This is a genomic window from Bacillus sp. 0209A (assembly GCF_036765095.1).
GTDB lineage: Bacteria > Bacillota > Bacilli > Bacillales > Bacillaceae > Bacillus > Bacillus subtilis_G.
Genome location: NZ_JBAIZV010000005.1, coordinates 77,480 through 103,692 on the forward strand (window position 1 = coordinate 77,480; position 26,213 = coordinate 103,692).

Annotated in this window: 30 protein-coding genes, 7 tRNA genes and 5 pseudogenes; 4 read left to right on the forward strand and 38 right to left on the reverse strand. The window is 41.1% G+C overall.

Annotation, left to right across the window (positions count from 1 at the left end; all coding sequences use genetic code 11):
• Positions 1 to 325: 325 nt before the first annotated feature.
• The 6 genes from V6D44_RS17245 to V6D44_RS17270 form a co-directional block, all read right to left on the reverse strand.
• A complete protein-coding gene (locus V6D44_RS17245) occupies positions 326 to 1,006 on the reverse strand; it encodes an ABC transporter ATP-binding protein (RefSeq protein ID WP_253268840.1) in 681 nt (226 codons plus the stop codon).
• On the reverse strand, positions 1,003 to 2,106 hold the full coding sequence (locus V6D44_RS17250) for an ABC transporter permease (RefSeq protein ID WP_253268839.1): 1,104 nt from the start codon (positions 2,104 to 2,106) through the stop codon (positions 1,003 to 1,005). The genes V6D44_RS17245 and V6D44_RS17250 overlap by 4 nt, the downstream gene beginning before the upstream one ends.
• A gap of 100 nt (positions 2,107 to 2,206) precedes the next feature.
• A complete protein-coding gene (locus tag V6D44_RS17255) occupies positions 2,207 to 3,586 on the reverse strand; it encodes a HAMP domain-containing sensor histidine kinase (RefSeq protein ID WP_087992945.1) in 1,380 nt (459 codons plus the stop codon).
• Positions 3,583 to 4,257 (reverse strand): response regulator transcription factor, encoded by a 675-nt coding sequence (locus V6D44_RS17260; RefSeq protein ID WP_087992946.1) that lies wholly within the window; start codon positions 4,255 to 4,257, stop codon positions 3,583 to 3,585. Before V6D44_RS17260 ends, V6D44_RS17255 begins: the two co-directional genes overlap by 4 nt.
• A 305-nt stretch (positions 4,258 to 4,562) precedes the next feature.
• A complete protein-coding gene (locus tag V6D44_RS17265; protein WP_277986995.1) occupies positions 4,563 to 4,691 on the reverse strand; it encodes a hypothetical protein in 129 nt (42 codons plus the stop codon).
• Positions 4,692 to 4,869: 178 nt separating this feature from the next.
• Positions 4,870 to 5,151, reverse strand: coding sequence for a hypothetical protein (locus V6D44_RS17270; RefSeq protein ID WP_087992947.1), 282 nt, complete (start codon positions 5,149 to 5,151; stop codon positions 4,870 to 4,872).
• Positions 5,152 to 5,277: 126 nt separating this feature from the next.
• On the opposite strand from V6D44_RS17270, the gene V6D44_RS17275 reads away from it, so the two are divergent.
• Positions 5,278 to 5,514 (forward strand): hypothetical protein, encoded by a 237-nt coding sequence (locus V6D44_RS17275; protein WP_087992948.1) that lies wholly within the window; start codon positions 5,278 to 5,280, stop codon positions 5,512 to 5,514.
• A 100-nt stretch (positions 5,515 to 5,614) separates the two neighbouring features.
• On the opposite strand, the pseudogene V6D44_RS17280 reads toward V6D44_RS17275, so the two are convergent.
• A pseudogene (locus tag V6D44_RS17280) lies at positions 5,615 to 5,879 on the reverse strand (hypothetical protein).
• A 265-nt stretch (positions 5,880 to 6,144) separates the two neighbouring features.
• Positions 6,145 to 6,234, reverse strand: a pseudogene (locus V6D44_RS17285) (Replication initiation factor); the annotation flags it as partial.
• On the opposite strand from V6D44_RS17285, the pseudogene V6D44_RS21180 reads away from it, so the two are divergent.
• Positions 6,235 to 6,312 (forward strand): annotated as a pseudogene (locus tag V6D44_RS21180) (hypothetical protein); the annotation flags it as partial.
• 252 nt (positions 6,313 to 6,564) lie between these two features.
• Here the strand turns inward: V6D44_RS21180 and V6D44_RS17290 are convergent.
• The 11 genes and pseudogenes from V6D44_RS17290 to V6D44_RS17340 form a co-directional block, all read right to left on the reverse strand.
• Positions 6,565 to 6,972, reverse strand: a pseudogene (locus V6D44_RS17290) (response regulator aspartate phosphatase); the annotation flags it as partial.
• A 232-nt stretch (positions 6,973 to 7,204) separates the two neighbouring features.
• A complete protein-coding gene (locus V6D44_RS17295) occupies positions 7,205 to 8,242 on the reverse strand; it encodes a flavin-containing monooxygenase (protein WP_333516767.1) in 1,038 nt (345 codons plus the stop codon).
• Positions 8,243 to 8,372: 130 nt separating this feature from the next.
• Positions 8,373 to 9,320: a CDF family zinc transporter CzcD gene (czcD, locus tag V6D44_RS17300; protein ID WP_087992950.1), complete on the reverse strand. Its 948-nt coding sequence runs from the start codon at positions 9,318 to 9,320 to the stop codon at positions 8,373 to 8,375.
• 474 nt (positions 9,321 to 9,794) lie between these two features.
• A tRNA-Leu gene (locus V6D44_RS17305) sits at positions 9,795 to 9,878 on the reverse strand.
• A gap of 80 nt (positions 9,879 to 9,958) precedes the next feature.
• Positions 9,959 to 10,040 (reverse strand) — tRNA-Leu (locus tag V6D44_RS17310).
• Between the two features lie 11 nt (positions 10,041 to 10,051).
• Positions 10,052 to 10,127: transfer RNA gene (locus V6D44_RS17315), tRNA-Lys, on the reverse strand.
• A gap of 27 nt (positions 10,128 to 10,154) precedes the next feature.
• Positions 10,155 to 10,229: transfer RNA gene (locus tag V6D44_RS17320), tRNA-Gln, on the reverse strand.
• A gap of 12 nt (positions 10,230 to 10,241) precedes the next feature.
• A tRNA-Glu gene (locus V6D44_RS17325) sits at positions 10,242 to 10,313 on the reverse strand.
• A gap of 29 nt (positions 10,314 to 10,342) precedes the next feature.
• Positions 10,343 to 10,433, reverse strand: a tRNA-Ser gene (locus V6D44_RS17330).
• A gap of 4 nt (positions 10,434 to 10,437) precedes the next feature.
• A tRNA-Asn gene (locus V6D44_RS17335) sits at positions 10,438 to 10,512 on the reverse strand.
• Positions 10,513 to 10,635: 123 nt separating this feature from the next.
• On the reverse strand, positions 10,636 to 11,088 hold the full coding sequence (locus V6D44_RS17340) for a SprT family protein (protein ID WP_087992951.1): 453 nt from the start codon (positions 11,086 to 11,088) through the stop codon (positions 10,636 to 10,638).
• Between the two features lie 103 nt (positions 11,089 to 11,191).
• Here V6D44_RS17340 and cmpA point away from each other — a divergent pair, with 103 nt between their 5' ends.
• Positions 11,192 to 11,305, forward strand: a complete 114-nt coding sequence (gene cmpA / locus V6D44_RS17345) for a cortex morphogenetic protein CmpA (protein ID WP_003225207.1) — start codon at positions 11,192 to 11,194, stop codon at positions 11,303 to 11,305.
• Between the two features lie 9 nt (positions 11,306 to 11,314).
• Here the strand turns inward: cmpA and V6D44_RS17350 are convergent, their stop codons facing one another.
• The 17 genes and pseudogenes from V6D44_RS17350 to acpS all read right to left on the reverse strand — a co-directional run bounded on the left by V6D44_RS17350 (position 11,315) and on the right by acpS (position 23,506).
• Entirely contained in the window at positions 11,315 to 13,474 is a 2,160-nt protein-coding gene (locus V6D44_RS17350) for a Tex family protein (protein ID WP_253268835.1), read from the reverse strand.
• 93 nt (positions 13,475 to 13,567) lie between these two features.
• Complete coding sequence (locus V6D44_RS17355; RefSeq protein WP_087992953.1) at positions 13,568 to 14,011, reverse strand: MarR family winged helix-turn-helix transcriptional regulator; 444 nt, start codon at positions 14,009 to 14,011, stop codon at positions 13,568 to 13,570.
• Positions 13,995 to 14,434 (reverse strand): annotated as a pseudogene (locus V6D44_RS17360) (EVE domain-containing protein). The gene V6D44_RS17355 and the pseudogene V6D44_RS17360 overlap by 17 nt, the downstream one beginning before the upstream one ends.
• Entirely contained in the window at positions 14,431 to 14,856 is a 426-nt protein-coding gene (locus V6D44_RS17365) for a hypothetical protein (RefSeq protein WP_038954149.1), read from the reverse strand. Before V6D44_RS17365 ends, V6D44_RS17360 begins: the two are co-directional and overlap by 4 nt.
• Before the next feature lie 111 nt (positions 14,857 to 14,967).
• Positions 14,968 to 15,567: a phosphoserine phosphatase RsbX gene (gene rsbX, locus V6D44_RS17370; RefSeq protein WP_087992954.1), complete on the reverse strand. Its 600-nt coding sequence runs from the start codon at positions 15,565 to 15,567 to the stop codon at positions 14,968 to 14,970.
• A complete protein-coding gene (gene sigB / locus V6D44_RS17375; protein ID WP_087992955.1) occupies positions 15,567 to 16,355 on the reverse strand; it encodes an RNA polymerase sigma factor SigB in 789 nt (262 codons plus the stop codon). Before sigB ends, rsbX begins: the two co-directional genes overlap by 1 nt.
• Positions 16,321 to 16,803 (reverse strand): anti-sigma B factor RsbW, encoded by a 483-nt coding sequence (rsbW, locus tag V6D44_RS17380; RefSeq protein WP_024714444.1) that lies wholly within the window; start codon positions 16,801 to 16,803, stop codon positions 16,321 to 16,323. Before rsbW ends, sigB begins: the two co-directional genes overlap by 35 nt.
• Positions 16,800 to 17,129, reverse strand: a complete 330-nt coding sequence (gene rsbV / locus V6D44_RS17385; protein WP_087992956.1) for an anti-sigma factor antagonist RsbV — start codon at positions 17,127 to 17,129, stop codon at positions 16,800 to 16,802. Before rsbV ends, rsbW begins: the two co-directional genes overlap by 4 nt.
• A 61-nt stretch (positions 17,130 to 17,190) precedes the next feature.
• Positions 17,191 to 18,198 carry a phosphoserine phosphatase RsbU gene (rsbU, locus tag V6D44_RS17390; RefSeq protein WP_087992957.1) on the reverse strand — a complete coding sequence of 336 codons (1,008 nt, stop codon included), beginning with the start codon at positions 18,196 to 18,198 and terminating at the stop codon, positions 17,191 to 17,193.
• A gap of 11 nt (positions 18,199 to 18,209) precedes the next feature.
• Positions 18,210 to 18,611: a serine/threonine-protein kinase RsbT gene (rsbT, locus tag V6D44_RS17395; RefSeq protein WP_003240352.1), complete on the reverse strand. Its 402-nt coding sequence runs from the start codon at positions 18,609 to 18,611 to the stop codon at positions 18,210 to 18,212.
• 3 nt (positions 18,612 to 18,614) lie between these two features.
• The gene (gene rsbS, locus V6D44_RS17400) at positions 18,615 to 18,980 is read right to left on the reverse strand and encodes an RsbT antagonist protein RsbS (RefSeq protein WP_003225190.1); all 366 of its coding nucleotides are present in this window, start codon (positions 18,978 to 18,980) and stop codon (positions 18,615 to 18,617) included.
• A 3-nt stretch (positions 18,981 to 18,983) separates the two neighbouring features.
• Positions 18,984 to 19,808, reverse strand: a complete 825-nt coding sequence (gene rsbRA, locus V6D44_RS17405; RefSeq protein ID WP_087992958.1) for an RsbT co-antagonist protein RsbRA — start codon at positions 19,806 to 19,808, stop codon at positions 18,984 to 18,986.
• 113 nt (positions 19,809 to 19,921) lie between these two features.
• Positions 19,922 to 20,272, reverse strand: coding sequence for a type II toxin-antitoxin system endoribonuclease NdoA (ndoA, locus tag V6D44_RS17410; RefSeq protein ID WP_003156187.1), 351 nt, complete (start codon positions 20,270 to 20,272; stop codon positions 19,922 to 19,924).
• 4 nt (positions 20,273 to 20,276) lie between these two features.
• Positions 20,277 to 20,558, reverse strand: coding sequence for a type II toxin-antitoxin system antitoxin EndoAI (gene endB, locus V6D44_RS17415; protein WP_003225183.1), 282 nt, complete (start codon positions 20,556 to 20,558; stop codon positions 20,277 to 20,279).
• A gap of 117 nt (positions 20,559 to 20,675) precedes the next feature.
• Positions 20,676 to 21,845, reverse strand: coding sequence for an alanine racemase (gene alr / locus V6D44_RS17420; RefSeq protein WP_333516768.1), 1,170 nt, complete (start codon positions 21,843 to 21,845; stop codon positions 20,676 to 20,678).
• Positions 21,846 to 21,959: 114 nt separating this feature from the next.
• Positions 21,960 to 22,976: a LolA family protein gene (locus tag V6D44_RS17425; RefSeq protein ID WP_087992960.1), complete on the reverse strand. Its 1,017-nt coding sequence runs from the start codon at positions 22,974 to 22,976 to the stop codon at positions 21,960 to 21,962.
• A gap of 164 nt (positions 22,977 to 23,140) precedes the next feature.
• Complete coding sequence (acpS, locus tag V6D44_RS17430; RefSeq protein ID WP_087992961.1) at positions 23,141 to 23,506, reverse strand: holo-ACP synthase; 366 nt, start codon at positions 23,504 to 23,506, stop codon at positions 23,141 to 23,143.
• 94 nt (positions 23,507 to 23,600) lie between these two features.
• On the opposite strand from acpS, the gene V6D44_RS17435 reads away from it, so the two are divergent.
• Complete coding sequence (locus V6D44_RS17435; RefSeq protein WP_087992962.1) at positions 23,601 to 24,200, forward strand: rhomboid family intramembrane serine protease; 600 nt, start codon at positions 23,601 to 23,603, stop codon at positions 24,198 to 24,200.
• On the opposite strand, the gene V6D44_RS17440 is transcribed toward V6D44_RS17435, so the two are convergent.
• Together V6D44_RS17440 and V6D44_RS17445 are read right to left on the reverse strand one after the other, a co-directional pair.
• Positions 24,197 to 25,678 (reverse strand): PH domain-containing protein, encoded by a 1,482-nt coding sequence (locus V6D44_RS17440; protein WP_087992963.1) that lies wholly within the window; start codon positions 25,676 to 25,678, stop codon positions 24,197 to 24,199. The genes V6D44_RS17435 and V6D44_RS17440 overlap by 4 nt on opposite strands.
• Complete coding sequence (locus V6D44_RS17445; RefSeq protein WP_087992964.1) at positions 25,668 to 26,147, reverse strand: PH domain-containing protein; 480 nt, start codon at positions 26,145 to 26,147, stop codon at positions 25,668 to 25,670. Before V6D44_RS17445 ends, V6D44_RS17440 begins: the two co-directional genes overlap by 11 nt.
• Between the last annotated feature and the right edge of the window lie 66 nt (positions 26,148 to 26,213).

The following is a 26,213-nucleotide window of genomic DNA, read 5'->3' on the forward strand; positions in this document are numbered from 1 at the left end:
CCTTGACCACTCGCCAAGATAAGTAAAATAAAAAACGAAGGCATCAATAAAGTGGAAGCTTATTATCAGTTATATAAGCCTGTTATTTCAAGCATTTGAAGTCATTCATTACACTCATTTACACCATTTTATATTCATTTTGGGCACAAAATGGGCACTGTTTTTAGTCTGCAAATAAACAACCATTAGATAAAAATTTAGAATCTTGCACATGTCACCAATGTTATATTCACTAGAATAAAAATGTACCAACACCCCTTGTTGATATGGGGATAAACTAAAACCGAATCCCTTATAAAAGAGATTCGGTTATCTTTACAGAGTCTTATGTTAGTTCTGAAAGTTTACCGTCATCGATATACACAACACGGTCGCATAAATCTAACATTCTTTTATCATGAGTAACCATTACAGCAGCTTTTTCTCTAGATTTCACTTCATCTGCTAACATTTTTACAATTGTACGGCCGCGCTCTGAGTCAAGACTCGCTGTCGGCTCATCAGCAAGAATGATCTCCGGGTCATTCATCCAAGCCCGAGCAATGGCAACACGTTGACGTTCTCCCCCGGATAAACTTTGCGGATAACTATTCATACGATGCTTTAATCCAAGTCTTTGAAGAAGATCAATTGCTCTTTGTTCTGCTTTGTTATTAGAACTTCCCGCTAGCTTCGAAATAAGCAATAACTGGTCACGAACCGTTAAATAAGGGATTAAATTAGATGACTGAAATACAAATCCGATTTTTTTTAATCTAATGCGATTCATCTTTTTTTCCGTTACTTGACTGATATCACTTCCATCAATCATAATGCGGCCTCTTGTTGGAGAAAGCAACGCTCCGGCAATTGAGAGAAACGTACTTTTACCAGAACCGGATGGCCCGACAACTGCAACAAATTCTCCGGCTTTCACTTCAAGAGACACTTGATCAAGAACTTTTACAGACGATTCGCCGTCACCGAACACTTTATCAACATGGTCAAGAATCAATTTTTGACTCATTGTGCTGCACTTCCAATCGCTTCAATAGCGTCAATTTTTGTAACTTTATATAGAGATATTAACGATCCAATCACTGAAACAGCCAGAAAAAGACCTGAAGAACCTAAAACTAATTTCGGTGTAAGGTCAAATGGCATGCTGCTTGGTAAAATAGCCGCCACACCATATGTTAGTACTATACTGATTACAAGACTGATAAATGTTAATAATAAAACTTGGAATACAATATTGCGCGCTATATAACCGGTCGTTGCACCAATAGCCTTTAATACCCCGAATTGATTGATTTTCTGTATGGTCATAACATAGAAGAATACGGCTAACACAAAAGCTGCAATAATAAATAGAAAAACAATCATCATGATAAGCGAGCCTTGCTCCTCAGAGTATCCAGGAATACTCTTGAGAGCCTCACTTTTATCAATTAAATCAACCCCTGCTACATTCTTATCAATTTGCTCTGCAGCATCTTGACTTGTCTTTAAAGCGATTGCGTTAAAAAACAATTGTTTATTAGCAGAAAGTTTATGAATTTCTCCCCACTCTTTGAAATTGATGTGGATCACAGGTGTGTGGCTAAATGATTCTCCTTTTGAGAACCCCACAATCTCAAACGTTTTACCGGAGAACTGCTCTTTTATATAGTCCCCCAATTTCAATCCATCTTCTTTTAGCGAACTATCTGCAACGATTTCATTTGTGGTCTTGTTGTTAATCATACGGCCATCGATAACATCAGGAGCCAAAAATCCTTTCATATCTACGGCAAAAAATGTGGCATCAATCTTTTTAGAAGACCCTTTCTGAGTAAATGTGGTCATCTGTATTCCTAAAGGTGCAGCTGATTCATTGTTGGTGTAGTCTTGAATGACTTTCAGTTTGTCCTCAGACAATATTGAACGGACCAAGCGATGATCTGCTTCTTTTTGAATCACAAGATAGTCTGTATCCATCTTTTGAATTGAAGAAGCATTATCAGAAGCTAGTCCTTTTGCAAGTCCAGAAACAAAAAGAACAAGCCAGGCGATAAGAACCATGATGAACCCAATTAAAAAATAACGCAACTTAGCATATTTAAGTTCTCGTAAAGCAAGAAACACCGTCTTTTCCTCCAATCAATATCATTTATCCTTAACAGCTTTTTTTGCCTGAGATAAATATAGATTGGGAATATGAACAGAACATGAACGGGAAATTACATTACTTTTTAGGCAGGCAAATATGAAAAGCGGTTCCTTTCCCTAGTTGGCTTTCAACATGGATTTGACCATTATGCAGCTCAATAATTTTCTTAGTAATGGCAAGTCCTAAACCGCTGCTGGCTTCTTTACGGTTCCTAGCCTTATCTGCTTTATAAAAGCGGTTGAATATATGAGGTAAGTCATTTTGTGAAATACCAATACCTGTATCCTTGATCTCAATGTAATATTCATTTTCTTTTTTTATCAGTTTTATGGAAATTACCCCGCCTTTTTCAGTGAATTTGATACTATTTACAAGCAAGTTAGTCCAAACTTGATGGAGCAATTGCTCATCCGCATAAATGAGAGCAGAAGGGAGCTCCATTTCCACAGTTAAATCTTTTTCACGCCAGTTCCATTCAATCATAAATAACACTTGTTTCATTTGAGCAGCGACATCAAAGGTATTTTTACTCAATATTTCCTTCTCTTTATCTAAGGATGCTAGTGTTAGTAATTGCTTACTTAACTGTGACATGCGCCGGCTCTCATTTTCGATGATAGACAAGTAATGCTGACGCTGTTCTTTAGATAATTTCTTAGATTGCAATGTCTGTGAAAAGCCTTGTATAGAAGCAAGCGGTGATTGAATTTCATGTGAAACGTTAGAAACAAATTCTTGGCGCATAGCTTCCAGTTGCTCTAAACTTTTTGCCATTTGCGAAAAATGGTCGGCCAATTCACCAATTTCATCACGCAATTTTACGTTTAATTGAATATCATATTTTCCTTTAGCGATTTGTTTTGTAGCTTGAGTTAATGTAATGATTGGCTTAACAATATAACGGGTACTGATCAAAACAAAAAGAATGCTGATTAAAATGGTGAGAAGAAGAATCAATGCAAAAAAGGTTCGTAGTTCCCCAAATTGGAGCTCCGTATTAGGACGGAAAAAAAGGGCATATTGATGTCCTTTGTCCGTGATTGGAACTCCGATCGTATTGAGCAGTGCATTGTCAAAAAAACCTGTAATAAAGCCTTTAGAAGAAAACTGAGAAATACCGTGATATATGTGACCATCTAAAACGGATTGAATCACTTGATCACTTAAATCTTTTTCTCTGAAAGATCCGCCAAAAAAAGAGCTGTGGCCATGTTCATTGACTAAATAAATTTGGTAACCTAAATCACCGATATTCGTTAAATAGTCGTCAAGGTTAACATTAGGGTTGTTTTCATAAAATGTCTTTACATCTTCGGCCATGCGGGTTAATTTTTTGTCATTATAAGGTTTAAGGTTATATTGGTAATATGCATTGGAAATAAAAAAAGCAGCCACACTGCTGAAAATCATCACAACAATAGTGGTAATAACAATTTTTAAATAGAGTGTCCTCACTTTTGTTCCACCACCAATTTATAACCAATACCGCGAATCGTTTTAATATGAAAATCATCAGTAACAGAAAAACGACTGCGCAGCCGTTTAATATGAACATCAACTGTTCGATCATCTCCGTCAAAGTCGGCTCCCCAAATCAAATGGATTAATTCTTCCCGTGTAAAAATTCTGTCTGGGTAGCTTGCAAGCTGTGACAATAGTTCAAACTCTTTCATCGGCAGCATCAGCAATTTATCGTTACAATGCACTTCATAGCTTTTCCGGTCTATGACAGTATGATTAAGGCGGATTTTTTCTGAATTCACCATTTTATAACGACGAAGTAAGGCTTTTATGCGAAACATCAATTCTTTCGGCTCGAAAGGTTTAGTCAGATAGTCATCCGTTCCGGCAGAAAACCCTTTTTCTTTATCCATGAGCTGGTCTTTAGCAGTCAGCATAATAACAGGAAAATCATAATATTTTCTAATTTCTTCACAGAGCTGAAAACCGTCCTTATGAGGCATCATGACGTCGACCACAGCTAAATGAACTTGCTTTGTTGCAAGAATGGAAGAGGCTTCTTCACCATCGAAAGCTTCAAAGACACCAAAGCCCTCGACTTGAAGATAATGTCTAAGTAATTCAAGAATATGTTCATCATCATCCACAATGAGTATATTTATCATTTTAAAGACCCCTATCAAGTACATTTTGTCTCTAGTCCATTTATATAATAAAAAGTATAACTGAATAATCTTCCATGACACTTGTTTTAGATTAACATATCCATCATAACCTTCAACTGACAGTCAGTAAAACAAAGCTTTTAATTAATTGTAAATCAAGGGATCGTTAAAAGTATGAATACCAAGGGTGACAATTATTCACAGAAACAAAAGGCCGTTATTTAAAGTCATCATTTATAGCACAAAATGAGCAAAAGTTCAGTAATCCATCAAATAAAAAAAGGAAGGTCTAATTACCTTCCTCTTTATGCACCAACTCGATCTGCGGCAATGTTGAAACCACCATTTGGAGTACTGTTTTTATCTACAGAATGAATAAATGTTAAGATGCTACTTAACACCATTACTGTCAATAGAATTCGGCTGATCTTCATTTATAATCTCTCCTTTCTTTATTTTTGTCTCGCCCCAATACTAATACTCTGTTGTTCGGTTAATAACTTAATACCAATAACTAAGACTAGCGTTACTATACAAGCTATGTTTATCCATTTCCACCAAGACATTTGTAAAACTCCCTCTAACTTGATTTACATTTCCAACACTCCCTTCTTATATAATTTGCTTTGTTTTTTCTAGGAATAATAAAAAGGATGCTATACGATGTAACACCCTTTTTATGCTTTGATTCTCAATATAAACTTTTAAGCTAGTCATTCGACCGTCCGGCAAATATCTTGTTTTATAGAATGTGTAACGATATTCAGCAAACCCTCTTATTCGTTCGCCTTCGACAACCAACATGCAATCTCTGCTTAAACTTCTCACAAAAACTAAAGAGGGGATACCCACATTAAAACCTAAGCTTTTGAATCGTTTGTCTGCAGCCCACACCGCACATTTTCACTCCACCTTATGTCATCTGTACTTTAACTATTTCTTAAAAATTGTTGAAATAAATAGTATATTTTAACTTTGATGGTATAATTAAAGAAAATTTTATATTACTGGAGTGATAGCTTGAATAAATCAACTTTGAAAGGAATTATAAGCACCGTTATAGGGGCAATGCTAATTAACTTTTTATTTTTTTGGAAACAAACTGACGGCATATTTGATTTTATAATCTGGCTCGGTTCTTCCGCCATTCTAGGCTATATAATTTTTGCACCTTTTACTATGTCAAAGAAAGAAATGAAAAACTTTGAAGAAAAAGTCGACAAATGGCTTGAAGATGACGATAGCGTTAAAAACTAACAAGTAAATTAAGACCATTTAAGCATTAAGAGTCTCTTTAACTAGGGATTCTTTTTTTTGAACATTAGTACTGGCAACAGACACCGCACATTTTCCCCATTTATCGGTAGTAGCTAATCCCTTCAAACTCCACAGTCCTTTCATCTGTCTCAGCGTCTTCATCCTCCAGAATGTTGAATGTGGCTTGAAGTTAGCATTTACGTTATCTATAACTGCAAAAGTTTGGACTATGACTCTTTGAGCAACATCACTGTAAAAAACATCTTCCATCATTTTTTCAATCAGTTCCTCGGCAATCTCTAAACAGCCAAGAGACTCCAAATTATTTTCCGTCGGGCCTTATTCAACAGATTAATGTTAAACATCTTATCCCTTCGATTTAAGTTCTTGGTTTTCATCCAAACCCACCAACGAAAGCCCGTTGGATTGCTGTTTATCAAGCCCCCTATTCCTCCGAATCATCGGGGGAATCCCTCGCCTGTAGGCAGGAACAAACGGTTGTTTGTTCAATGCCAAGAGGGTTTTGGTGGCGCTGAATATGTCAACTCCTTACCCTCACTTCGTTCTGGTACCGTTGACCCAAACGTTTAATCGCATCACCTGTGTTTATAAAGATTTAACAGATTGTTTTTAAACGACCATGTCAGCAACATCAGCAATAAACACATCTAACATTTTCTTATGTTTGTCCGCCAGTTCAGCTTCTGCAATCATATCTGAACAACAATTGATGTTTATGGACACCTATATCCAAACAAGCAAAAGGAAATGGCTGATAAATTAGATGACTTACTTTAGGTAAGTGGGCAGTAGATCATTTAAAAATAAACACAAAAAAATACCAAGGGCGTCAAAACCCTTGGTATCATTGATGCGGCCGAGAGGACTTGAACCTCCACGGGTTATTCACCCACTAGGCCCTCAACATATTAAATCCTTATCATTGGTTATGAAAGCTTGTTTTCATTACACTCCGTATCTTCTCTGTGTACCATTTCTATATGTTTATACGAATTTTGGTTAAAAAATGGTGAGTCAAAACATAATGATATCAATCTGCCCATTTGGTATTTTCATTCTTTGAGTCCCTATTCGATAGGCACTTATCGCCGTAGTTAATTCTTTACGCCTAAACTCGTACATACCCTTAAAAAAGTAAAAATAATATTCCAACATGCCAGTTAATTGCCCTTGCTTCTCAATTTCTTTTATAGTCTCATAAGCATTATTGAGATCTTCTATTTCCTTAGATTTCATATAACTCAGCATTATCTTGTGCCTAAATTTAATATAACAAGGCATCTTGGTTTTCTTCCATGTTTAGTAATTCTTTCTCTACTTCTATTTTTATAATCTCTATTTACTCAATTTGATCATCTTTTATTGATGTATACCAATCATTTAACTTTGACTATGTCGTACGGAATTTTATACTTTATCTAAGAAAACACCCCGCAAGAAATTCCCTCATCCTTACACAAATTGTTCTAATTTTCACATTAATTGTATTATATCAGAATATCCTTTATTTCACAAAGATGAATTGTATAAAAAGGCTCATTACATCTATTCCTTTGCGGTTTTTTTGCGGTTACAGAGATACTTTTGCGACTTGACACAATAACCTAACCAAACTTATTCACACAAAAAATAGAGCAGTAAACATGTGAGTTACTGCTCTCTACTTAGTTTATTCACCGTTAATTTGTTTTACAATGTATTCAGCATCATTTCCTACGCCTTGAAGCAACGCTGAGCCTCGCCTATGCTGCCAAGGCAAACCTATAAAGTACAATCCCTCTACAGGTGAAACACCTCTATGATGTATGATTCGACCTTCTTTATCCAAAACATCTTTTATTTTTATCCAGCTAAGGGGATTACTAAAACCAGTAGCCCAAATAATATTGTTTACTTCTAATGAAGATGAATCTTTAAAAATGATTTCATTTTGCTTTCCAGCTATGACTCTTGTTTTTAAGATGATCTCCTTCTGTTTTATTGCATGTTTTAATTCATATCCAAATATAGGATCTCCTTTTTTTTGAATGAATTTTGCTAATATCGATGTATTACTTGCACTTAAAATTCCTAATTTATCAAACCACCAAAAGATACTTTTTTTTCTAACCAATAAAGGTAAATAAACCAATTTGTCACTACACGCTAAATATGTAACTCTTTCTTTAGATAATTCAACAGCTATCTGAGCACCACTATTCCCCCCACCAACTACTAGTACATTTCCAGGTACCAATTGTTTTGAATTCTTATATTGTGACGAGTGTAATTGATTAATATTATTGGCTAAATCCTTTGATATTGACGGAATATTAGGGGTATGAAAAGGACCGGTAGCAATTATAAGATTCTTTGTTTGATATTCTTCTCCATTTGTTTTTATTAAGAAATGATTCTTTAATTTCAGGACACTTATTACTTCTGTCCGTAATTGGATTGGAATGTCAAATCGTTCAACATATTTCTTTAGATAAGCAACAATTTCATTTTTTGAAGGAAAGCTATGCTTTTCACCTTCAAGGTGCATTCCAGGCAAAGAGCTATACATTCGAGAAGTAAACAAAACCAATGAGTCATACCGATCTTTCCAGCTTTCCCCCACCTCATAACTTTTATCCAAAATGATAAACTTTTGATTGGACTGCTTAAGATAATATCCAATTGAAATTCCTGCTTGACCAGCTCCGATTACTATATTGTCGTACATATTAATCCCCCCACCAATTTTACTTATATGAGTGATAGACTAACGATAGCTAGAATGCCTCTTAATTATTAGTAGAGATAAATCTGACTAATGTTAGTTTATCTCCTCAATGTAAAACAGATGAAAAATTTTAATGTTGATGGTGGTCATGCTGCTTCTCAATTGTGGCCTGACAAAGGATCGCATTGTCGTGATTATGTGCTTCGGTTTCCATTTGAATGGTTACGTGCGTAATGCCTTTATGCTCAAGCTCATGTTCAATTTTGCGTAAAATATTTTCACTTTCTGAAATCGTCAGTTGATCGTCAACAACTGCGTGGCAAGAAAGAGCATTCAATCCACTTGTGATAGACCATATGTGTAAATCATGAATGTTTTGAATTCCCTCTGTCTCTTCAATTGTACGAATGATGTCGGTGACATCGATATTTTCTGGAGTTCCTTCCATTAATATGTGAATGGAATCTTTAGTGACATTGTAACCGCTTCTTAGAACAAGAATAGCCACAATTATACTAGCCAATGGGTCTGCCCAGCCCCATCCAAAGAAGATGATAAGTAGGGCAGCTAAAATGGCACCTACAGAGCCGAGCATATCGCTTATTACATGTAAATAAGCTCCTCTTATGTTCAGATTATTCTCTGTATCTCCACCACTCATCATAATCCAAGCGACCAATATATTCACAACTAACCCGATAATACTAATCGTAAGCATGCCGGTTGTTGCTACTTCTGGTGGATTAGAGAAACGTTCGATTGCTTCATAAATGATATAAAGAGAAATAAGAATTAATGCAACACCGTTTATCACAGCTGCAAGAATCTCAAATCGCTTATAGCCAAATGTCTTATTGTGATTCGCCTTTTTTCCAGCTAATGTAAAAGCAATCAGGGCAACCATTAATGAGATTGAATCACTCAGCATATGGCCTGCATCTGATAAAAGCGCAAGACTATTTGTTAAAAATCCACCTATGGCTTCTATAATCATATAACCTGTAATAATGATAAAAGAGATCAATAAAACCTTTTTATTGGCTCCTGCAGTATGATTGTGGCTATGATTTTGCCCCATATAAATCTCCTCCTTAACGAAAGTTTATTGATACATATGTATGTATTATTTCAAATCTGTTATTGAACAATCTAACGTGATGCAATAAACATTTATATATATGATCATGTGTTCATATATAAATATATATACCCTTTACTGAAATGTCAAATATTTTATAAAAATCCCGATTATGTCTTTTAATCTTACCCATATAGGTTCACAAGAATTCACCTTACGAATACCATCTGAATGAACTTTTTGAGGTTCGATGATCTGATATTACGATTGTTATTGATAATAGGTTGATTCTCTACTTTTGTAAGTTGATGGTTTGAAGGAAACGTGAAGTTTAAAGGAATTAACTACTACTATTAAGGGGTGGTGTCTACTGTAGATGACTAACTCCAAATAAGTGGGCAGTTTGTGGACAGTAACAAATTTGAAAATAAGCACAAAAAAATACCAAAGGTCTACAACCCTTGGTATCATTGATGCGGCCGAGAGGACTTGAACCTCCACGGGTTATTCACCCACTAGGCCCTCAACCTAGCGCGTCTGCCATTCCGCCACGACCGCGTGATCATTAAATTGTTTGTGCTGGTTTATTAGGCTCTTAACCTAGCAAAACCGATTTTGCGTGCACTTTGTAATTAAAGTGCGGGTGAAGGGACTCGAACCCCCACGTCGTAAGACACTAGATCCTAAGTCTAGCGCGTCTGCCAATTCCGCCACACCCGCAAAAAGACAAATGGTGAGCCATGAAGGACTCGAACCTTCGACCCTCTGATTAAAAGTCAGATGCTCTACCAACTGAGCTAATGGCTCTTGCTATTAAATTTCAAAAAATAAAAATGGCTGGGCTAGCTGGATTCGAACCAACGCATGACGGAGTCAAAGTCCGTTGCCTTACCGCTTGGCTATAGCCCAACGAAAATGGAATGACCCGTACGGGATTCGAACCCGTGTTACCGCCGTGAAAGGGCGGTGTCTTAACCGCTTGACCAACGGGCCGATGGTTGAGAACTTATATCGAAATCTGATGGCGGAGAAGGAGGGATTTGAACCCTCGCGCCGCTTACGCGACCTACACCCTTAGCAGGGGCGCCTCTTCAGCCACTTGAGTACTTCTCCAATATGGCTCCACAGGCAGGATTCGAACCTGCGACCGATCGGTTAACAGCCGATAGCTCTACCACTGAGCTACTGTGGAATAATAAGACAAGACTTATTGTATCAGCCTTGATTTGCAGTGTCAAGAGGTATATGTTTTTTGTCTATCTCTCGTGACGACTTTTATAATGTACCATAGGCTTGCCATATCCGTCAACCTTTTTCACGAAAAAAATCTTTTTATTTTTCCGTGGCATTTTCCGCACCTGTATCTGTCAGGGTTCATGGCACGCTTCTTTATATACTGTTGGCCGCAGGCCGTACAGATATACCTATAAGTTTTTTTGTTTTCTGTTTTTTTCTTTAAAGGCGTACAGAACCTTGGCGCGTTGACCTGCTGCAGCAGCACTCGAAAATCTCTGTCTCTGTGCTTGTACCCTTTTCCTTCTAGGTGAAGATGGTAATGGCAAAGCTCGTGCTTGATGATGCCGATCAGTTCCTCCCTGCCATGTTCAATCAAATATTTCCTGTTCAATTCAATGTTATGAGAGGTTAACAGGTACCTTCCCCCCGTCGTTTTCAGCCTGTCATTAAAAAGCGCCTGATGGCGGAACGGCTTGTTAAAATACGTTTCAGAAATATCCTCTGTCAGCTTTTGAAGCTCTTTGTTATCCATGGCGCACCTCACTTAAAAAACATTGAACGGGACAATTCACCGTTCGCATACAATATGGTAATCACCGTCCCTCTTATGATAAAAGCTGAGGAGGAATGAGCCTATGCCAAATTGGCTGAAAAAGCAGATGCAAAAAGCGTTCCTTGAAAAAGATAATTACCAAATTAAACTGCTGAATCAATGCTGGTATTTCTATAGGAAAAAACACTGCTCGTAAGCAGTGCTTTTATTTTACCATAGACAGTGACACTCTGCCTTTTTGTACATCGACACCGTCAACCCAAACCGTCACGATGTCACCGACGGATACAACATCAAGCGGATGCTTGACGAATTGATTGCTGAGTTTTGAAATGTGCACAAGCCCGTCCTGTTTGACTCCGATATCAACAAACGCTCCGAAGTCCACTACATTGCGCACGGTGCCCTGCAGCTCCATCCCTTCTTTCAGATCCTCCAGCTGAAGAACGTCTGTTTTCAGCAGAGGCTTAGGCACCTCATCACGCGGATCACGTTCAGGTCTTGTCAGCTGTTCACAAATGTCTTTCAGCGTAATTTCACCGATTCCCAGTTCCTTTGCTGTTTCAGAAAGCTCAAGTTTGTTGATTTTATCCTTCAATTCCGCCGTACCGATCTGCTCTGTTGAAAGACCGAACTTTTTCAAAAGCGTTTTTGTTTCTTTATAGCTTTCCGGGTGGATGCCTGTTCTGTCCAGAGGCTCTGTCCCTTCCTGCACTCTTAAAAAGCCGATACATTGTTCATAGGTTTTTGCGCCGAGCCTTGGAATATCCTTCAGTTCTTTTCGATTCGAAAATTTACCGAGCTCTTCCCGCTTTTTAACGATGTTGCCCGCTACGGATTTCGATAATCCCGCTACATATTGAAGCAGCGCGGCGGAAGCTGTGTTGACATTTACTCCTACCTGGTTTACGACTGTCTCGACAACAAAGCGCAGGGATTCATTTAAGCGTTTTTGGCTGACGTCATGCTGATACTGCCCCACTCCTACAGATTTCGGATCAATTTTGACGAGTTCCGCAAGCGGATCTTGAAGTCTCCGTGCGATGGATACTGCACTGCGTTCCTCGACCTGAAGCTCAGGAAATTCTTCTCTGGCAAGCTCAGATGCCGAGTATACGCTTGCCCCCGCTTCATTGACAATCACATAATAAATATCACGCGGCGTGTCCTTCAGCACATCCACAATGAATTGCTCTGTCTCCCTGGAGGCCGTGCCGTTTCCAATCGCCACCATTTCCACTTGATACTCTTCAAGAATCGCTTTCACTTTCTCATGGGCTTCTTTCGTTTTGTTGACTGGCGCATGCGGGTAGATGACATCAATTTTCAAGACTTTCCCTGTCTCATCTGACACAGCAAGCTTACAGCCCGTACGGAAGGCTGGGTCAACACCGAGAACGGTTTTGCCTTTCATCGGCGGCTGAAGCAGAAGCTTTCTCAGGTTCTCAGAGAAAATATGAATCGCCTGTTCATCCGCTTTTTCCGACAGCTCTTTTCTGATTTCACGTTCAATAGCAGGCTGAATCAGTCTTTTGTAGCTGTCTTCAATCGTTTCCTGCAAGATTTCTTTTACAGACGTTGAACGGTTTTTGATGATTTGCTTTTCTAAGTAAGCCTTAATGTGATCTGCTGGCGGTTCGATAGACACCTTTAAAATGTCTTCTTTTTCGCCGCGGTTCATGGCAAGCACTCTGTGCGGAACGACCTTTGCGATTGGCTCTTCATACTCGTAGTACATTTCGTACACGTTTTTTTCATCTGTGTCTGCTGATTTTCCGGCAGCTGACTTGATCGTTCCTTTTTTAAAGGTTTCCTGGCGAATCCATTTTCTGAAATTCGGTTCGTCTGAGATTTGTTCCGCAATAATGTGCTTGGCGCCTTCAATGGCTTCTTCTCTGGTGAACACTTCTTTTTCTTCGCTGATATATTGGTCTGCTGTTTCTGCAAGGCGGTCATCTTGCGGAAGGGTCATAATATAGTCGGCAAGCGGCTCAAGGCCTTTGCTTTTGGCGACTGTCGCTTTCGTTTTGCGCTTTTGTTTATACGGACGGTAGAGGTCTTCTACTTCCTGAAGTTTTACGGATTGGTCAATTTTACGTTTTAATTCATCTGTTAGTTTATCCTGCTCGGCGATTAGCCTGATCACCTCTTCTTTTCGCTGATTCAGGTTTTGTATGTATTGCCATCGTTCAGAAATGGTCTGAATCTGAACCTCGTCCATTGAACCCGTCTGCTCTTTTCGATATCTGGCGATGAACGGAACTGTGTTGCCGTCCTCAAGCAGGCGGATGACGCTTTCAACATGTTTTTGTGATAAACCTATTTCTTTCGCAATTTGCTGTTTCAAAAGGGCTGACGTTTCCATGTAACCATAGCCTCCAATTTTGTCGTTCTTACTCTAGTGTATCAAAAACAGAAAAAAACACATAAAAAAAGACAGCTGCCGCTGCCCGTATTTTTATTCATTTTTCAAGAGTTCCTGTAAGCCGCTTAGAAAGTTCTCTTTTATCATGGCTGCTTCAAAAAAAGATTGGTCAATCCGCTCGACAATCGGCAGAGCAGAGGTTACTCTTTCCTCTCCTGTTTCTGTTAATGACAGAAGAACTTCCCTTTTATCCTGAGGATTTTTGCTTCTTTGGATAAATCCCTTTTTCTCAAGCGTCCGCACAACCTCTGATACCATCATGATATTGGTCTGGCTGAAGCCTGCGAGTTTTTTTTGCGTGACGGTTTCTCCATGAGCAATCATATACTTGCATGAGGTCAGGAGAACAAATTGAACGTGGGTAAGGTCATGCTCAGCCAATGCTTTCCCTATTTTCCGCTGCCAGCTTTGTGTGACCTGCCATAATAAAAAACCTGGACTTGTGTTCGGTCCGCTAAATTCAGAGTGCCATTTCACTTATATTACTCCCATCGCTTGTGATATTGTCAAAAAATCATTTTTGCTGATTTCAAAGTGCCCTCTTCGAAATAAAAGCCCGAGATGATTTGTTTCCTGAACAAATTCCAACTGAGATTTAATATCGTAAAAACCTATTTTTTCACACGGAAAGTAATCAATGTCTAACCGGTATGGGATAAAGTCCGGAGCCATTTGATATTGATAGACGTTTCCGCTCTTCACTTTTCCGATAGCGGTAAAACATCGCAGCAGCCTGCCGTCCGGATATGCATCTCGCGGAGAATAATAAATAAGCCAATCATTCTCTTTCATCCTGGCAAGAGGCGCTTTTTTACCGTGGCATACTTGGGCAAATCCGCCGGCGGTCCCTTTTAAAACATGCTGCTCTGACACGACGCCAACCCAATATTTTGTGTTCATTTTAGCATTCCTTTGCAAAGACGGACAAGGCAGTTGACTGACTCTGGGATGTCTTTAGACAGTTCCTGCCCGATTTTTTCTCCCCATTTTTTTGCTTCTGCGCCTTCCAATACAACCCCATGCGTGATGTTTAGACCCTCTTGTCGCTTTTGCAGTACATGATAAAATTCCATTTTTACATTTGTATTCGGAAGGTGGGATATGACAGAAAATGATTGATGCTTCTCCACATGTTCAAGCCAAAATGGAACTGTATTTCCTCGCAAAAGCAATGCTCCTTCCGTTTCATTTTGAAACGGCCCTTTCAGAGAAGCTGATGTGATGCCCGCATCCCACTGTTTCCAGGATTCTGGGTGCTGATAATATTTCCAGATTTCTTCTGGTGCCGCATCTGATATTGCAGTGTATTCATATTTCCACATTTGTAATCCCCCTAAATAATAAGTGCACTTATTAATTATAATAAGTGCACTTACTAATAGTCAATCACAAAAAAAAGAAGCCGGCTTTCCCAGCTTCTTTTTTCTACTCTTCTAGGACAGCTGCCCAAGAATATATGTCAGATCGTCTTTTCTTGATGTCGTGTACATTTTCAGTGAATTCGATATGTCTTCTACCGATTGGCCTTTTTTCAAATGGGAGCGGATATCGGGTACGTTGAGTCCATCTGTATGTATAATGAACTTAGAACCCTTTTCATAGGTAGCGGTGTGCGTTTTGTATTTTTGCGGCTTGCCTGATAAATAGCCTGAAATCGGCAGAGGATAAAAGCTTTCACCAGACGGGGAATGCAGGATAAAACGTACATTTCCGACGGAGCAGTACGTAAACTGCCTTTGTTCAAAGTTGATTTTTAAGATAGAAGCTGTCGCCCCTCTTTTGTTTCTCATCGCCTGATTACAGCGTTCGATAATGCTTTGTACGTCTTCGTTCGCATAGTTTTCCACTAAGTCTTTGATTGCTGAAGAAGATTCGTTGGCAAGCGATCCGCTTCCAAGTCCGTCAGCTACCGCGCAAATTAACTCCTTATCATCTGCTTTCATATAAAAGCTGTCGCCGCAAATCGATTTTCCTTCTTTATTCAGTTGGTATACAAGAGTTTGAATATGCTCGTTTTCTTCAACCTGGATCATTACATTAACTCCATCGAGGGATCTTCAGTCAAGGCCTCTCTGAGCTTCTTCACAGCTTTGCGCTGCAGACGCGAGACGTGCATTTGAGATATACCGAGAATGTCCCCAGTTTCTTTTTGGCTTTTGTTTTGAATATACGTAAGGTCTATGATTTGTTTTTCACGGTCTGAAAGGACATGAAGCACGCTTTGCAGCATCATTTGCTGGTTGACCCGCTCATATCCATCCTCCTGTGATCCGACGATATCAAGAATCGTGACGGTGCTTCCTTCCGCATCCGCTTCAATGCTGTGGTCAACGGATAAGGCTTGATAGCTTTTGCCCATTTCCATCGTTTCAAGAACCTCTTCTTCCGAAACATCGAGAAATTCGGCAATCTCTTCTACTTTCGGCGACCTTTGTGTTTCAGTCGTCAGCTGATCAACCGCCATTTTGATTCTTGGGCCCAATTCTTTGATTCGTCTCGGTACGTGAACGCTCCACGTCTTATCTCTGAGGAAACGTTTAATCTCACCGATGATCGTCGGTATCGCAAAAGCTTCAAACGATTTGCCGACCACCGGATCGTATCGCTTAATCGCTCCCAGCAGCCCGATCATGCCGACCTGGCGAAGATCCTCGTGGAAGCTTTTGCCTTTTGAATATTTTTTCGCAAGCATATCTACAAGATTTGTATATACCTGCACAAGCGTTTCTTGCGCCTGTTGATCTTGATTTGTTTGGTATTCGCTTATGAGCCGATCGACTTCATCCTTAGTTAGTTTCGTAGTTTTTGATGGTTGTGTCATGATCAACTCGCTCCCCATTTAAATACTTTGTCATCGCTACGGTGACGCCGGAGTTGTTCTGCACTCTGACTTCATCCATAAGCGTTTCCATTAAATATAGACCGAGCCCTCCTTCTGATAATTGATCAACTGTGTGCGAAGGTGTGTACGGTCCTAGATCCTGCTGCTTTTGATCGAAATCAAAGCTGTCTCCTTCATCCGCCACAATGACCTCTAAACGGTCTTCAAACACACCGAATCGGATTGACACTTCACCATTTTTGTCTTCTTTATAAGCATGCTGAACCGCATTCGTACACGCTTCACTGACTGCGATTTTCAGATCTTCAATTTCATCATACGTATAGCCCATTCTGCTCGCGACGCCTGACAGCGTCAGCCTTATAATCCCTACATATTCAGGCTGGGCCGGCACTTTCATTTCGATGTAATCAGCGTTATTCTTCATTGCACTCCACCTTCTGACTTTGCAGAAATATCAATGATGTCCTTCAAACCTGTAATCTCAAACAGACGAATCAGCCGGTCAGAAAGATTTTCAAGCTTCAGCGACCCGCCTTGTTTTTTCACTGTTTTAAAGATGCCTACAAAGACGCCGAGTCCGGTACTGTCCATGTAGCTGACATCTTTCAGGCAAATTTTTAAGTCAGCGCCTTGTTCTGCCAGAGGAACGAGCTTCTCTCTGAGCACCGGGGCTGAGTATACATCTATTTCTCCTGCAATGTTTACTTGTGTATCATTCTCGTTTTGCTTCACATCAATATTTATATTCATTCATATCACCTCAAATTATCCTTCAAATCATTAATTGTTGTATACCCCCGGCTGGCTGATGCTAAACCTTTCTTCGCAAAACAATTAACGTAAAATCATCGTGAAGCTGAAAGTCCTGCAATTTGAGGAGGCTGTCATAAATGTTTTTGACCATTTCCTGCGCAGAGGAACACATATGTTCCTCAATGAGTTTCTGCAAATCAGGACGCTCCAAGAAACCGTTTTCCGTTCTGCATTCTGTGACGCCGTCAGAAAATAAGACAATCATATCGCCCTTATCGAGATGCTGATCAAATTGTTTGTAGTCATAATCCTGCGAGATGCCGAGAACGAGCCCTTTGGCCTCTAAATCGTAAAACGTGTTGTCTTTTTGAGAATAATAGAATCCCGGTTCATGTCCCGCCGAAGCATATGTAAATTGATGCTTGTCCATATTGTAATTTGCATAAAGCATCGTAATAAACATACTGGCGTCAACGTTTTGTTCGACAACCCGGTTTAAATTTTTCAGCACCTGAGGAGGGTGTATGCCCGTTTCCGGCAAAGAGTCCATCGCGTATTTAATCATGGACATACAAAGAGCCGCCGGAATGCCTTTTCCGATCACATCCGCGATTGCGATATTAATGGATTCCTTGTCTTTGACAAAGTGGTAATAATCACCGCTCATCTGTTTAGCGGGCACACTGATGGCACCGATATCCAGCGCTTCTTCCTGCGGGATCTTTGTTCCGAGCAGCGTCTGCTGGACATTTGCCGCGATTTCAATTTCTGATTTAATTTCCTGCTGTATTCCCCTGAGGGTTTGATGCTCCTGATAAGCCATTCCATATCCAATCATGACTTCTATTAAAAAATCCAGCGAATGAAAAACATCTTCCGGGAGACTCGGATACAGCTCCTTCAGCACTTTTCGGTGAATGCTGATGATTTCTTCCGGAGGAATTTGATGCTCGATTGTTTTTCGGCTGAATTTTTGCGCTTGATATAAAGATGTTTCTGTTAATTCAGCTATATATCGACTAAGCAGCTGATGATACCGCTGCTCAATAACCTCCCTAAAATCCACTTTCTTACCTCCTACCGAAGCCATTTAATGGCTTGTATCTCTGTTCCTTCCCCCGATACGGAATTTAAACTGAATTCATCCATCAGCCTTTTGACACCAGGAAGTCCCGCTCCGAGTCCGCCAGACGTTGAAAATCCATCTTCCATGACTTTACGGATATCAGGAATTCCCGGCCCTTGGTCTTCCGCTATGATTTTCAGGCCCTTTTTTCCTCTGTCAGCGACCTGTTCAATACCAATCTGGCCTTTGCCGGCATACAAATAAATGTTCCTGGCTAATTCTGAAATAGCCGTTGTAATTCTAGCCTGGTCTACCGTGCCGAAACCCAGTTCTTTTGCAACATTTCGCCCCAGTTGTCTGGCGGCCACAATATCCCATTCTGTCATGATTTTTACACAGGATTGGTCGTTCATTCGCTATTCCCCCAATTCCCGCTTCAATGTCTCAAGCCCCTGCTCTAAGTCGAGCGCTGTTTCGATTTCCTCTAGCGCGATTCCAAGTTCAATCAGCGTCACTGCCACAGCGGGCTGAATGCCGGTCAAAACAACTTTGGCGCCCATTAGCTTAGACATTGTAATGACGTCGCCCAGCACTTTGGCGATAAATGAATCAATCATATCTACAGATGTCAGGTCAATCACGACTCCGTTGGCACCTGTTTCGTATATTTTATTTAATAAGTCTTCTTGAAAGGTTAATGCAGTTTGGTCATCAAGTTCCCATTGAATGGACACTAATAAGCAATTATACAGTTTCAAGATCGGGATTTTCGGATGTCTCAAATGTTATTCCCCCAATGAAACGATTTTTCGATCCGTCATTTCCAATGCTGTTTGAATTCCTTTTTGCAGGGTATTCTTAGTAATAACTTGTGATAAATCAATGCCCAGGTTGACAATGGTCTGAGCAATTTCCGGACGGATGCCGGCGAGCAGGCATTTCGCGCCAACAAGCCTTACCGCTTCAGACGCCTGAATAATATGATGGGCAACCATCGTGTCAACCACAGGAACACCTGTGATGTCAATCAGCACGACTTGTGACCGGTGTTTGACGACACCGTTAAGAAGATTTTCCATAATTCGTTTTGCACGTTCGGTATCTATTGTTCCGACCAGCGGCATCACGGTGATGTTTTCAAACACCGGGATAAGCGGCGCAGATAGCTCCTGCAGCGCAATTTTTTGCAAGGATACGGTTTTTTCCCACGAGATTGAGTATTGGTTGAAGATTTCTGTATTAATCGGGCTGAAAAAGCGGTCAAGCTGCCAGATTAATTCCGTACTCTCTTGATCTGGCAATCTCTTATCGTTCATCTTCGTGTAGAGACGCTTCCAGAATTCAGCAAGCGCCGTAGCCAGAAACTTCAAAGAAAGTCCAATTTGGACGGTTCTCAGCGCCAGTTCGCTGATCTGGCTTTCAGCCGCGCGGTCGTCCTTAACAGACTGCAGAAGAATGTCGATATATTCTTTAGATATATTTTCATACACTTGATCAGTCAGCTGGTATGATTCTTGCTCGCTTAATTCTCTTAGTGTGTCAGTCCACAGTTGGAGCAGTTCATTTTGATTCTCGGCAATGAACTGGTATACAGTCTGATTCGACATCAAATTCGCTTACCTCCCGATAAAAAACAACATATTTTTTGTTATTACACTATTATATCGTTTATGTTTTTTGAAAACAAAAAAAGTTGCTCTATTTGAGCAACCTGCACATATGTCTAAAAATCAATGAGTGCCAAACTGATTTGTAAGGCTTCATCAACCTTATCCATCATTTCATCATCCAGATGAGTAATCTTATCCGTTAACCTTTGCTTGTCAATCGTCCGAATTTGCTCCAGCAAAATAACGGAATCTCTTTCAAAACCGTAGCGTTTTGCATCAATTTCGACGTGGGTTGGTAATTTCGCCTTCTGTATTTGCGCTGTTATGGCTGCAACAATAGCAGTTGGGCTGAAGCGATTTCCGATGTCATTTTGGATCACTAAAACCGGGCGCACCCCGCCTTGTTCTGAGCCAACAACAGGAGATAAATCAGCAAAATAAACATCGCCGCGTTTCACAATCAAATGATTATCCTCCGCTGACTAAGCGCTCAACTGTCGTTTCAGCCTCGCACTCCGCAAAGTGAGCCTCAGAAGAAATATTCAGGTTGATTTTCGCCATTTCCATATAGCCGCGTCTCATCAAATCACGGTTGTGACGAGTTGTTCGTTCGCTGACATACGCTCTCACTGCTTGTGATATCAGTTCGTTTCTGCTTCGTTTCTCCCGCATCGCTACACCATCCAATTCAGCTACTAGGTTTTCGGGCAAGCTGATTTTCATTTCGGTTCTTGCGCTGGATTCAGACAAAAAACATACACCTCCACCAAACTTACGGATACGACTCTTTTATCCATCCAGTGATAATGATACCATTATTCACTCTTCAAGCAAAGCTGTTTTATGAATTCTCCATTATGAGATGAGCTATTTGCTTTTATTTTCCTGCACTAAAGGATTTCTTACTTCCATTATACTCCCATTTTCCAAAAACATACGGGGAACCCGGGAACTTATTGTACAAGACACCTCATAGTTAATGGTTTCGAGCCTGCCTGCAATTTCATCCATGGAAATATATTCATCTCCCTGCCGGCCTATTAATGTGGCTTTTGTGCCCGGCGGATATTCCTGATCCAGCTCCACCATAAATTGGTCCATGCAGATCCGGCCGGCGATCTTCAGCCGTTTTCCCTTCACAAGGATTTCGGTTCCTTCCAACTTTCGAAGCCAGCCATCCGCATAGCCGACAGGCACCGTCCCGATCCATGTATCTTTTTCCGCTGTGTATTCCGCTCCGTAGCTGACGCTCTCGCCTTTTCTGATCAGTTTGACATGCGACAGCGTTGAATGCAGGGTGAAAGCAGGGCGCAGCTCAAACGGTATTTCGTCCGTCATGTCGGCTGACGGACGGAGGCCGTACATGCCGATGCCGAATCTGACCGCGTTGAAAAAGCCTTTTTTCAGCCTGAGGCCGGCGGCGCTGTTCGCACAATGCACCATCAGTTTCTTGAGCGGCAGCGGAGCAATCAGTTCTTTAAAGCGCTCAAACTGCTTTAAAAAATAGCCTCTTTCTTTTTCATCCGCTGTCGCAAAATGGGTAAATACCCCTTTGCATTTTAAACGAGGGTTACGGTCAAGAATCGCCATGACGTGATGAACTTCTTCTTCTGTTTTTACGCCAAGCCTGTTCATCCCCGTATCGACCTTTAAATGAAAATGAAGAGAACCTTTTTTCATATGGCGGGCGGCTTCCTGAAGCCATTCAACAGAATAAGCTGTTATGGTCACGTCATATTCTGCCGCGATTGATACATACTCAGGGGGAACCGCGCCGAGCACCAAAATCGGCGCTTTCAAGCCCTTGTTGCGCAGTGAAATCGCTTCATCGAGAAAAGCCACTGCCAAGCATGAAGCACCTGCGTCAAGCGCCGCCTTCGCTGTTTCTGCATCGCCATGCCCGTAGGCGTTTGCTTTCACAACCGCCATTAGATGGACATGTTCGCCGATATGTTCTTTCATATTGCTGACATTTTCCTTTATCGCGGACAAGTCGATTTCCGCCCACGTATTTCTGTAAAAAGGTTTTGTGCTCATTATGACACTTCCTAGCTTTTATTCAATATTATTTACATATCATACTAAAATTAAAGGCCGAAGGGAAACGATGCAAGACGAAAAAAAGGCCAAATCGCGCTTGGCCTTTGGCGGTTATTTAGATGATTGTCCCTGCATGCTTTTCGCGACTGTCACCATTTCCTCTTTCGTAAGATCTTTAGATGAGAGAAGGTAATCTACGCCATCATACGTCCATGATAATGATGCATCCGACAAGGCGCCGATGGTGTAGCCGAGATTCACCGGTTCGCCGTTCAGCCTAACTGAGGAGGAAGCCTTGGCAATATGGGCTTTTTCCTGAATTAAGGTAAATGATTTTTCTCCTCCGTAGGTCATGATGATCCGCTTCCCGTCTTCAGTAGAGATATCTTTTTCTTCTAGCAGCTTTACGCCAAGCGGCAGTTCAAGCGGCGTTTTGACCGCGAATGTATCGGATGGCTTCGCGCTTGTGGCAACATCCATTTGGGAAAGGGTCATATTTTTCTTCTCGTCAAAGGATTCTTTGTCGAAATGTTTATTGAATTCGAAGCTGCTGAATTCTACTTTCACCATAACTTTTCGGTCAGTATCCATGACTTTGACAGATGACGGGCTCATATCTTTTTTGTTAAACGTGATTTCTTGCGTTGGCAGCATTTTGTTATGCTGATAGTTCGTTTTTGTTTCAAATACGTAGTTCTTTTCTTTCGCAGTGAAAACCGCATCTGAATCGTTTTGAACATCCTTTACGAGCGATTCAAACAGATAGACCTGGCTGCTGTTGTTCGGCCAGTCGCTTTGAAATCTGAAGCTCTTATTTAAAGACGGCGTGAGAACAAATACTCCGTTTTCATTTCGTAAAATGACTTGATTTTGGTCCTTTTTCGGATTTTCTAGATAAACCCTGTACAGAGACGGCTTTTTGTGCCAGATTTCCACATTGTATACTTGAGGCTCACTCCCTGTCTCGATGGTCATTTTCGCTTTTGCTTTGTACGAGGTATATTCTTTCGCCTTTTCATCTAACCCGGTCACAATATCTTGCTGTGTTTTTTGCCCGCAGGCAGAAAGAATAAGGACAGCAAGCAGTCCCGTTAAAAGCAAAACAAAGCTTTTTCTCACCTTTTTCAACCCCTTCTTCTCAATTGATGTAAAAGGAAGAAATCGCTTGTTTGACTTTAACGGTACGCTCGGTACACGTTAGGCAGAACGGATGCGTACCATAAAAGCCTCAAACAACTTGTCTCCCTTAATGCACTATCAAATATATGAGTGGGGCGCCCCTAATATGCAGACTAGCTTGACAACCTTTCAATCACCACCTGCGCGGCCGCGTATTCCTTTGTATGGGTGATTGATACGTGAACGGCGGCTTGGCTTAGTTTTGCGCAAATGATATAAGGCTTGCCATTTTGGTCTTTCTTAATTTCAATATCCTGAAAGCTAAGCTGCTTTCCTATACCGGTGCCAAACGCTTTCGAGAAAGCTTCTTTTGCCGCAAATCTGCCCGCGAGAAACTCGATTTTTCTTTTCTCTGAAAGCTCATCATATTGATCAAGCTCGTTTCGCGTCAAAATCCGCTCAGCAAATCGTTTCTGGCGGCCGGCCATAGAAGCGATCCGTTTAAGCTCGGTGATATCTAGTCCTATGCCGTATATCATGGGTGATAACCTCCTTTGCGTATGTACTATTTGAATGGTTTGTCTCATAAACGTGTTACTATAGAAATACCAAAATGAAGAAAAGGGGCTCGGAATGTTTATACGGACCGAAAATTTTCAAACGTTTATCAGGCTTTATCCCGTTGTCACCTTTATATTGGCTTTGCAAGCTGTTCTCTGGCTATTTTTTTCACTTCCTGTGCATTCAGTCGTGTTATGGAGAGATACCGTCACAGGCTATAATCTAGGCGTTGCAAACGGTGAATGGTGGCGGCTGATCACACCGGTTTTGCTGCACGCCGGTTTTACCCATCTGCTGTTTAATTCCATGTCGATCTTTTTATTTGCCCCGGCTTTGGAGCGTATGCTGGGAAAAGCGCGTTTCCTCCTTGTGTACGCCGGCTCCGGCATCATCGGCAATATCGGAACATATGTGACAGAGCCGCTTGATTACGTGCATGTCGGGGCTTCAGGCGCGATATTCGGGCTGTTCGGCGTGTATCTGTTTATGGTTCTTTTTCACAAAGAACTGATCGGGCAGGAGCACTCCAAAATGATTGTCACACTGCTCGCATTTGCCGTTCTGATGTCGTTTATCAACTCCAATATTAACATGATGGCCCATCTGTTTGGACTTTGCGGCGGGTTTCTTCTCTCCTTTTTATGTGTGCAAAAAAAAGAGCGGCGGTATTAACCGTCCGCTTTTTCATATGAGTACCAGTTCAAAATGAAGTCCGCATCCTTTTCACCTACATCCCTCACTGTTAATTCTTCCATATGGCTTGATGATTTTACCGCGGTAGAAATGGTATACAGGCGGCCTTTCTTTTGAAAATAGGATTGGCTGAATTTGCAAATCTGCATTCGTCTTTTCAGCACAATCGCGGTTGTTCTGCCGATAAATCTTGACGTCAGCTGAAGACGCTCCCCGTTGATCGTCCATGCTGCATCCTTATATGCGAGGTAGCCGAAGAACAATTCAATCGGCAGCAGCATGATCGACAGGTAGCCCCATGGCTGAAAAAAGATACATATTGGGATAATCAAAAAAAGTGAAAAAATGACGGAGCGGAACAAATATCGTTTCAACGCGCGCCGCGGCAGACGTCGGACGTTTTCTTCCAGCGTGTATTCCGGCGTAAATGTCTGAAGCATGTGCGGGAGCTTCTTTTTATGAATCATCGGAAAAAGAATCGTCAAAGCGCCTTCTTCTTTTTCCCGCTCGCCGCCGCCCGCGCTGACAATGGACACCGTCACATAGCCGAATAACTGGCGGATGATATTTTCTTTGATTTTAATGGCTTGTATTTTTCGGAGCGGGATCGTGACTTGATGTTTTTCGATAATCCCTCTTGAAATGACCAATTCCTGCTCTTTTTTTATAACTTGAAAGTTCGCGTATTTAAACATCATACCGGCGATGCTGAATATCCAGACGATAAATAAACCGATAAAAATGAGTACCGCATAAATGCCGATGCTGGCGTGCTGAAGGAAGGAGAATTTATCGAAAAACCAATCCATCGGCAGCACTTCATCAAGCTGAGAAATAAGCGCAAATACAGCGGAGATAATCACTCCGATTCCGCCGGAGGTAGAGGCGGCCATGAGCAACTCTTTCATGTTCATGCGATAGCGCTCTTGCGGCTCAACTTCCGGAGTCTGCTCCTGTTCTGCTTCCAGCAGCTCTTCATCGTGTTCGCTTTCGTGACTTTTTGCTTTTTTCTTAAAGACGGATTCCTTAATGCGTTCGGCTTCTTCAACAGAAATAGCCGACAGAACAGCTTCCGCCTCCTTGCCTCCGCCTGCCGTTTCAATTTGCAGCTTCACAAGCTTAAAGATTTGCTGTATCACGCCCGCGCTCGTATTCATCGTTTGAATCCGATCGATCGATATGTATCGCTTTTTCGTGACAAACAAGCCTTCTTCAATTCTGAATTCGTCATCTTCGATTCGATAGGTAAACCTTCTCCATTTGATGATGCTTGCGGCCACAAGCCAGATAAACAGCACACCAAGCGCAATAGCTCCGTAAAAACGGACCGTATGGTTTGAATTAACGATATACACAAAAAAGAATGGCAGAATGATATTTTTAATCGTTTGAATAATGGTATGGCATAAATTCAAAATGACTGCCGCCGGGTGCAGGCGTTTCGGTTCAGACATCATCTTCAGTCACCCTTGCCAGACGGGAAATAGAGTCTCTCAGTCGATCCGCTTCCTCCATCTCTAAAGCGGGGATCGAATGAACGGTCGCGGCCGTGGAAATTTTCACAGTTGCCAGGTTGTACTTTTTCAATAGCGGCCCTTGAGACGTATCGACGTGCTGAACCCTGACCATCGGGACAATCACACGCGTCACTACAAAAATACCTGACTGAATATCGATTTCATGTTCATGGACTTCATAGCGCCACACTTTATGACGGATCTTTGGAATGATAAAGACCGTCACAATCGAACCCAGCAGCCAAATCCCGCCGAGCACGCCGCTGATCGAGTACGGCCAATGAAAATAATAGCTTAACACTGCAACTGCTATGACGATAAGCAAGCAGACAGCGGATATGATGATCTCTTGAAGTCGCCAAACCTTTAATCCGTCTGGACTGATTTGGTTTTTAGGCTGCTCTCTCAAAATACCTACCTCCCGTTTTTTTATCTTTACTTATACGTCTCTTATACAGAAAGGTTTCATTCTTAA

Bases quoted from the DNA above. Each gene is read 5' to 3' on its own strand.
- V6D44_RS17245 (WP_253268840.1), bottom strand. From the start codon at position 1,006: ATGAGTCAAAAATTGATTCTTGACCATGTTGATAAAGTGTTCGGTGAC.
- V6D44_RS17260 (WP_087992946.1), bottom strand. From the start codon at position 4,257: ATGATAAATATACTCATTGTGGATGATGATGAACATATTCTTGAATTA.
- V6D44_RS17265 (WP_277986995.1), bottom strand. From the start codon at position 4,691: ATGAAGATCAGCCGAATTCTATTGACAGTAATGGTGTTAAGTAGCATC.
- V6D44_RS17295 (WP_333516767.1), bottom strand. From the start codon at position 8,242: ATGTACGACAATATAGTAATCGGAGCTGGTCAAGCAGGAATTTCAATT.
- czcD (WP_087992950.1), bottom strand. From the start codon at position 9,320: ATGGGGCAAAATCATAGCCACAATCATACTGCAGGAGCCAATAAAAAG.
- V6D44_RS17340 (WP_087992951.1), bottom strand. From the start codon at position 11,088: ATGGATAACAAAGAGCTTCAAAAGCTGACAGAGGATATTTCTGAAACG.
- cmpA (WP_003225207.1), top strand. From the start codon at position 11,192: ATGCCAAATTGGCTGAAAAAGCAGATGCAAAAAGCGTTCCTTGAAAAA.
- V6D44_RS17350 (WP_253268835.1), bottom strand. From the start codon at position 13,474: ATGGAAACGTCAGCCCTTTTGAAACAGCAAATTGCGAAAGAAATAGGT.
- V6D44_RS17365 (WP_038954149.1), bottom strand. From the start codon at position 14,856: ATGTGGAAATATGAATACACTGCAATATCAGATGCGGCACCAGAAGAA.
- rsbX (WP_087992954.1), bottom strand. From the start codon at position 15,567: ATGATCCAGGTTGAAGAAAACGAGCATATTCAAACTCTTGTATACCAA.
- sigB (WP_087992955.1), bottom strand. From the start codon at position 16,355: ATGACACAACCATCAAAAACTACGAAACTAACTAAGGATGAAGTCGAT.
- rsbW (WP_024714444.1), bottom strand. From the start codon at position 16,803: ATGAAGAATAACGCTGATTACATCGAAATGAAAGTGCCGGCCCAGCCT.
- rsbV (WP_087992956.1), bottom strand. From the start codon at position 17,129: ATGAATATAAATATTGATGTGAAGCAAAACGAGAATGATACACAAGTA.
- rsbT (WP_003240352.1), bottom strand. From the start codon at position 18,611: ATGAACGACCAATCCTGTGTAAAAATCATGACAGAATGGGATATTGTG.
- alr (WP_333516768.1), bottom strand. From the start codon at position 21,845: ATGAGCACAAAACCTTTTTACAGAAATACGTGGGCGGAAATCGACTTG.
- acpS (WP_087992961.1), bottom strand. From the start codon at position 23,506: ATGATATACGGCATAGGACTAGATATCACCGAGCTTAAACGGATCGCT.
- V6D44_RS17435 (WP_087992962.1), top strand. From the start codon at position 23,601: ATGTTTATACGGACCGAAAATTTTCAAACGTTTATCAGGCTTTATCCC.
- V6D44_RS17440 (WP_087992963.1), bottom strand. From the start codon at position 25,678: ATGATGTCTGAACCGAAACGCCTGCACCCGGCGGCAGTCATTTTGAAT.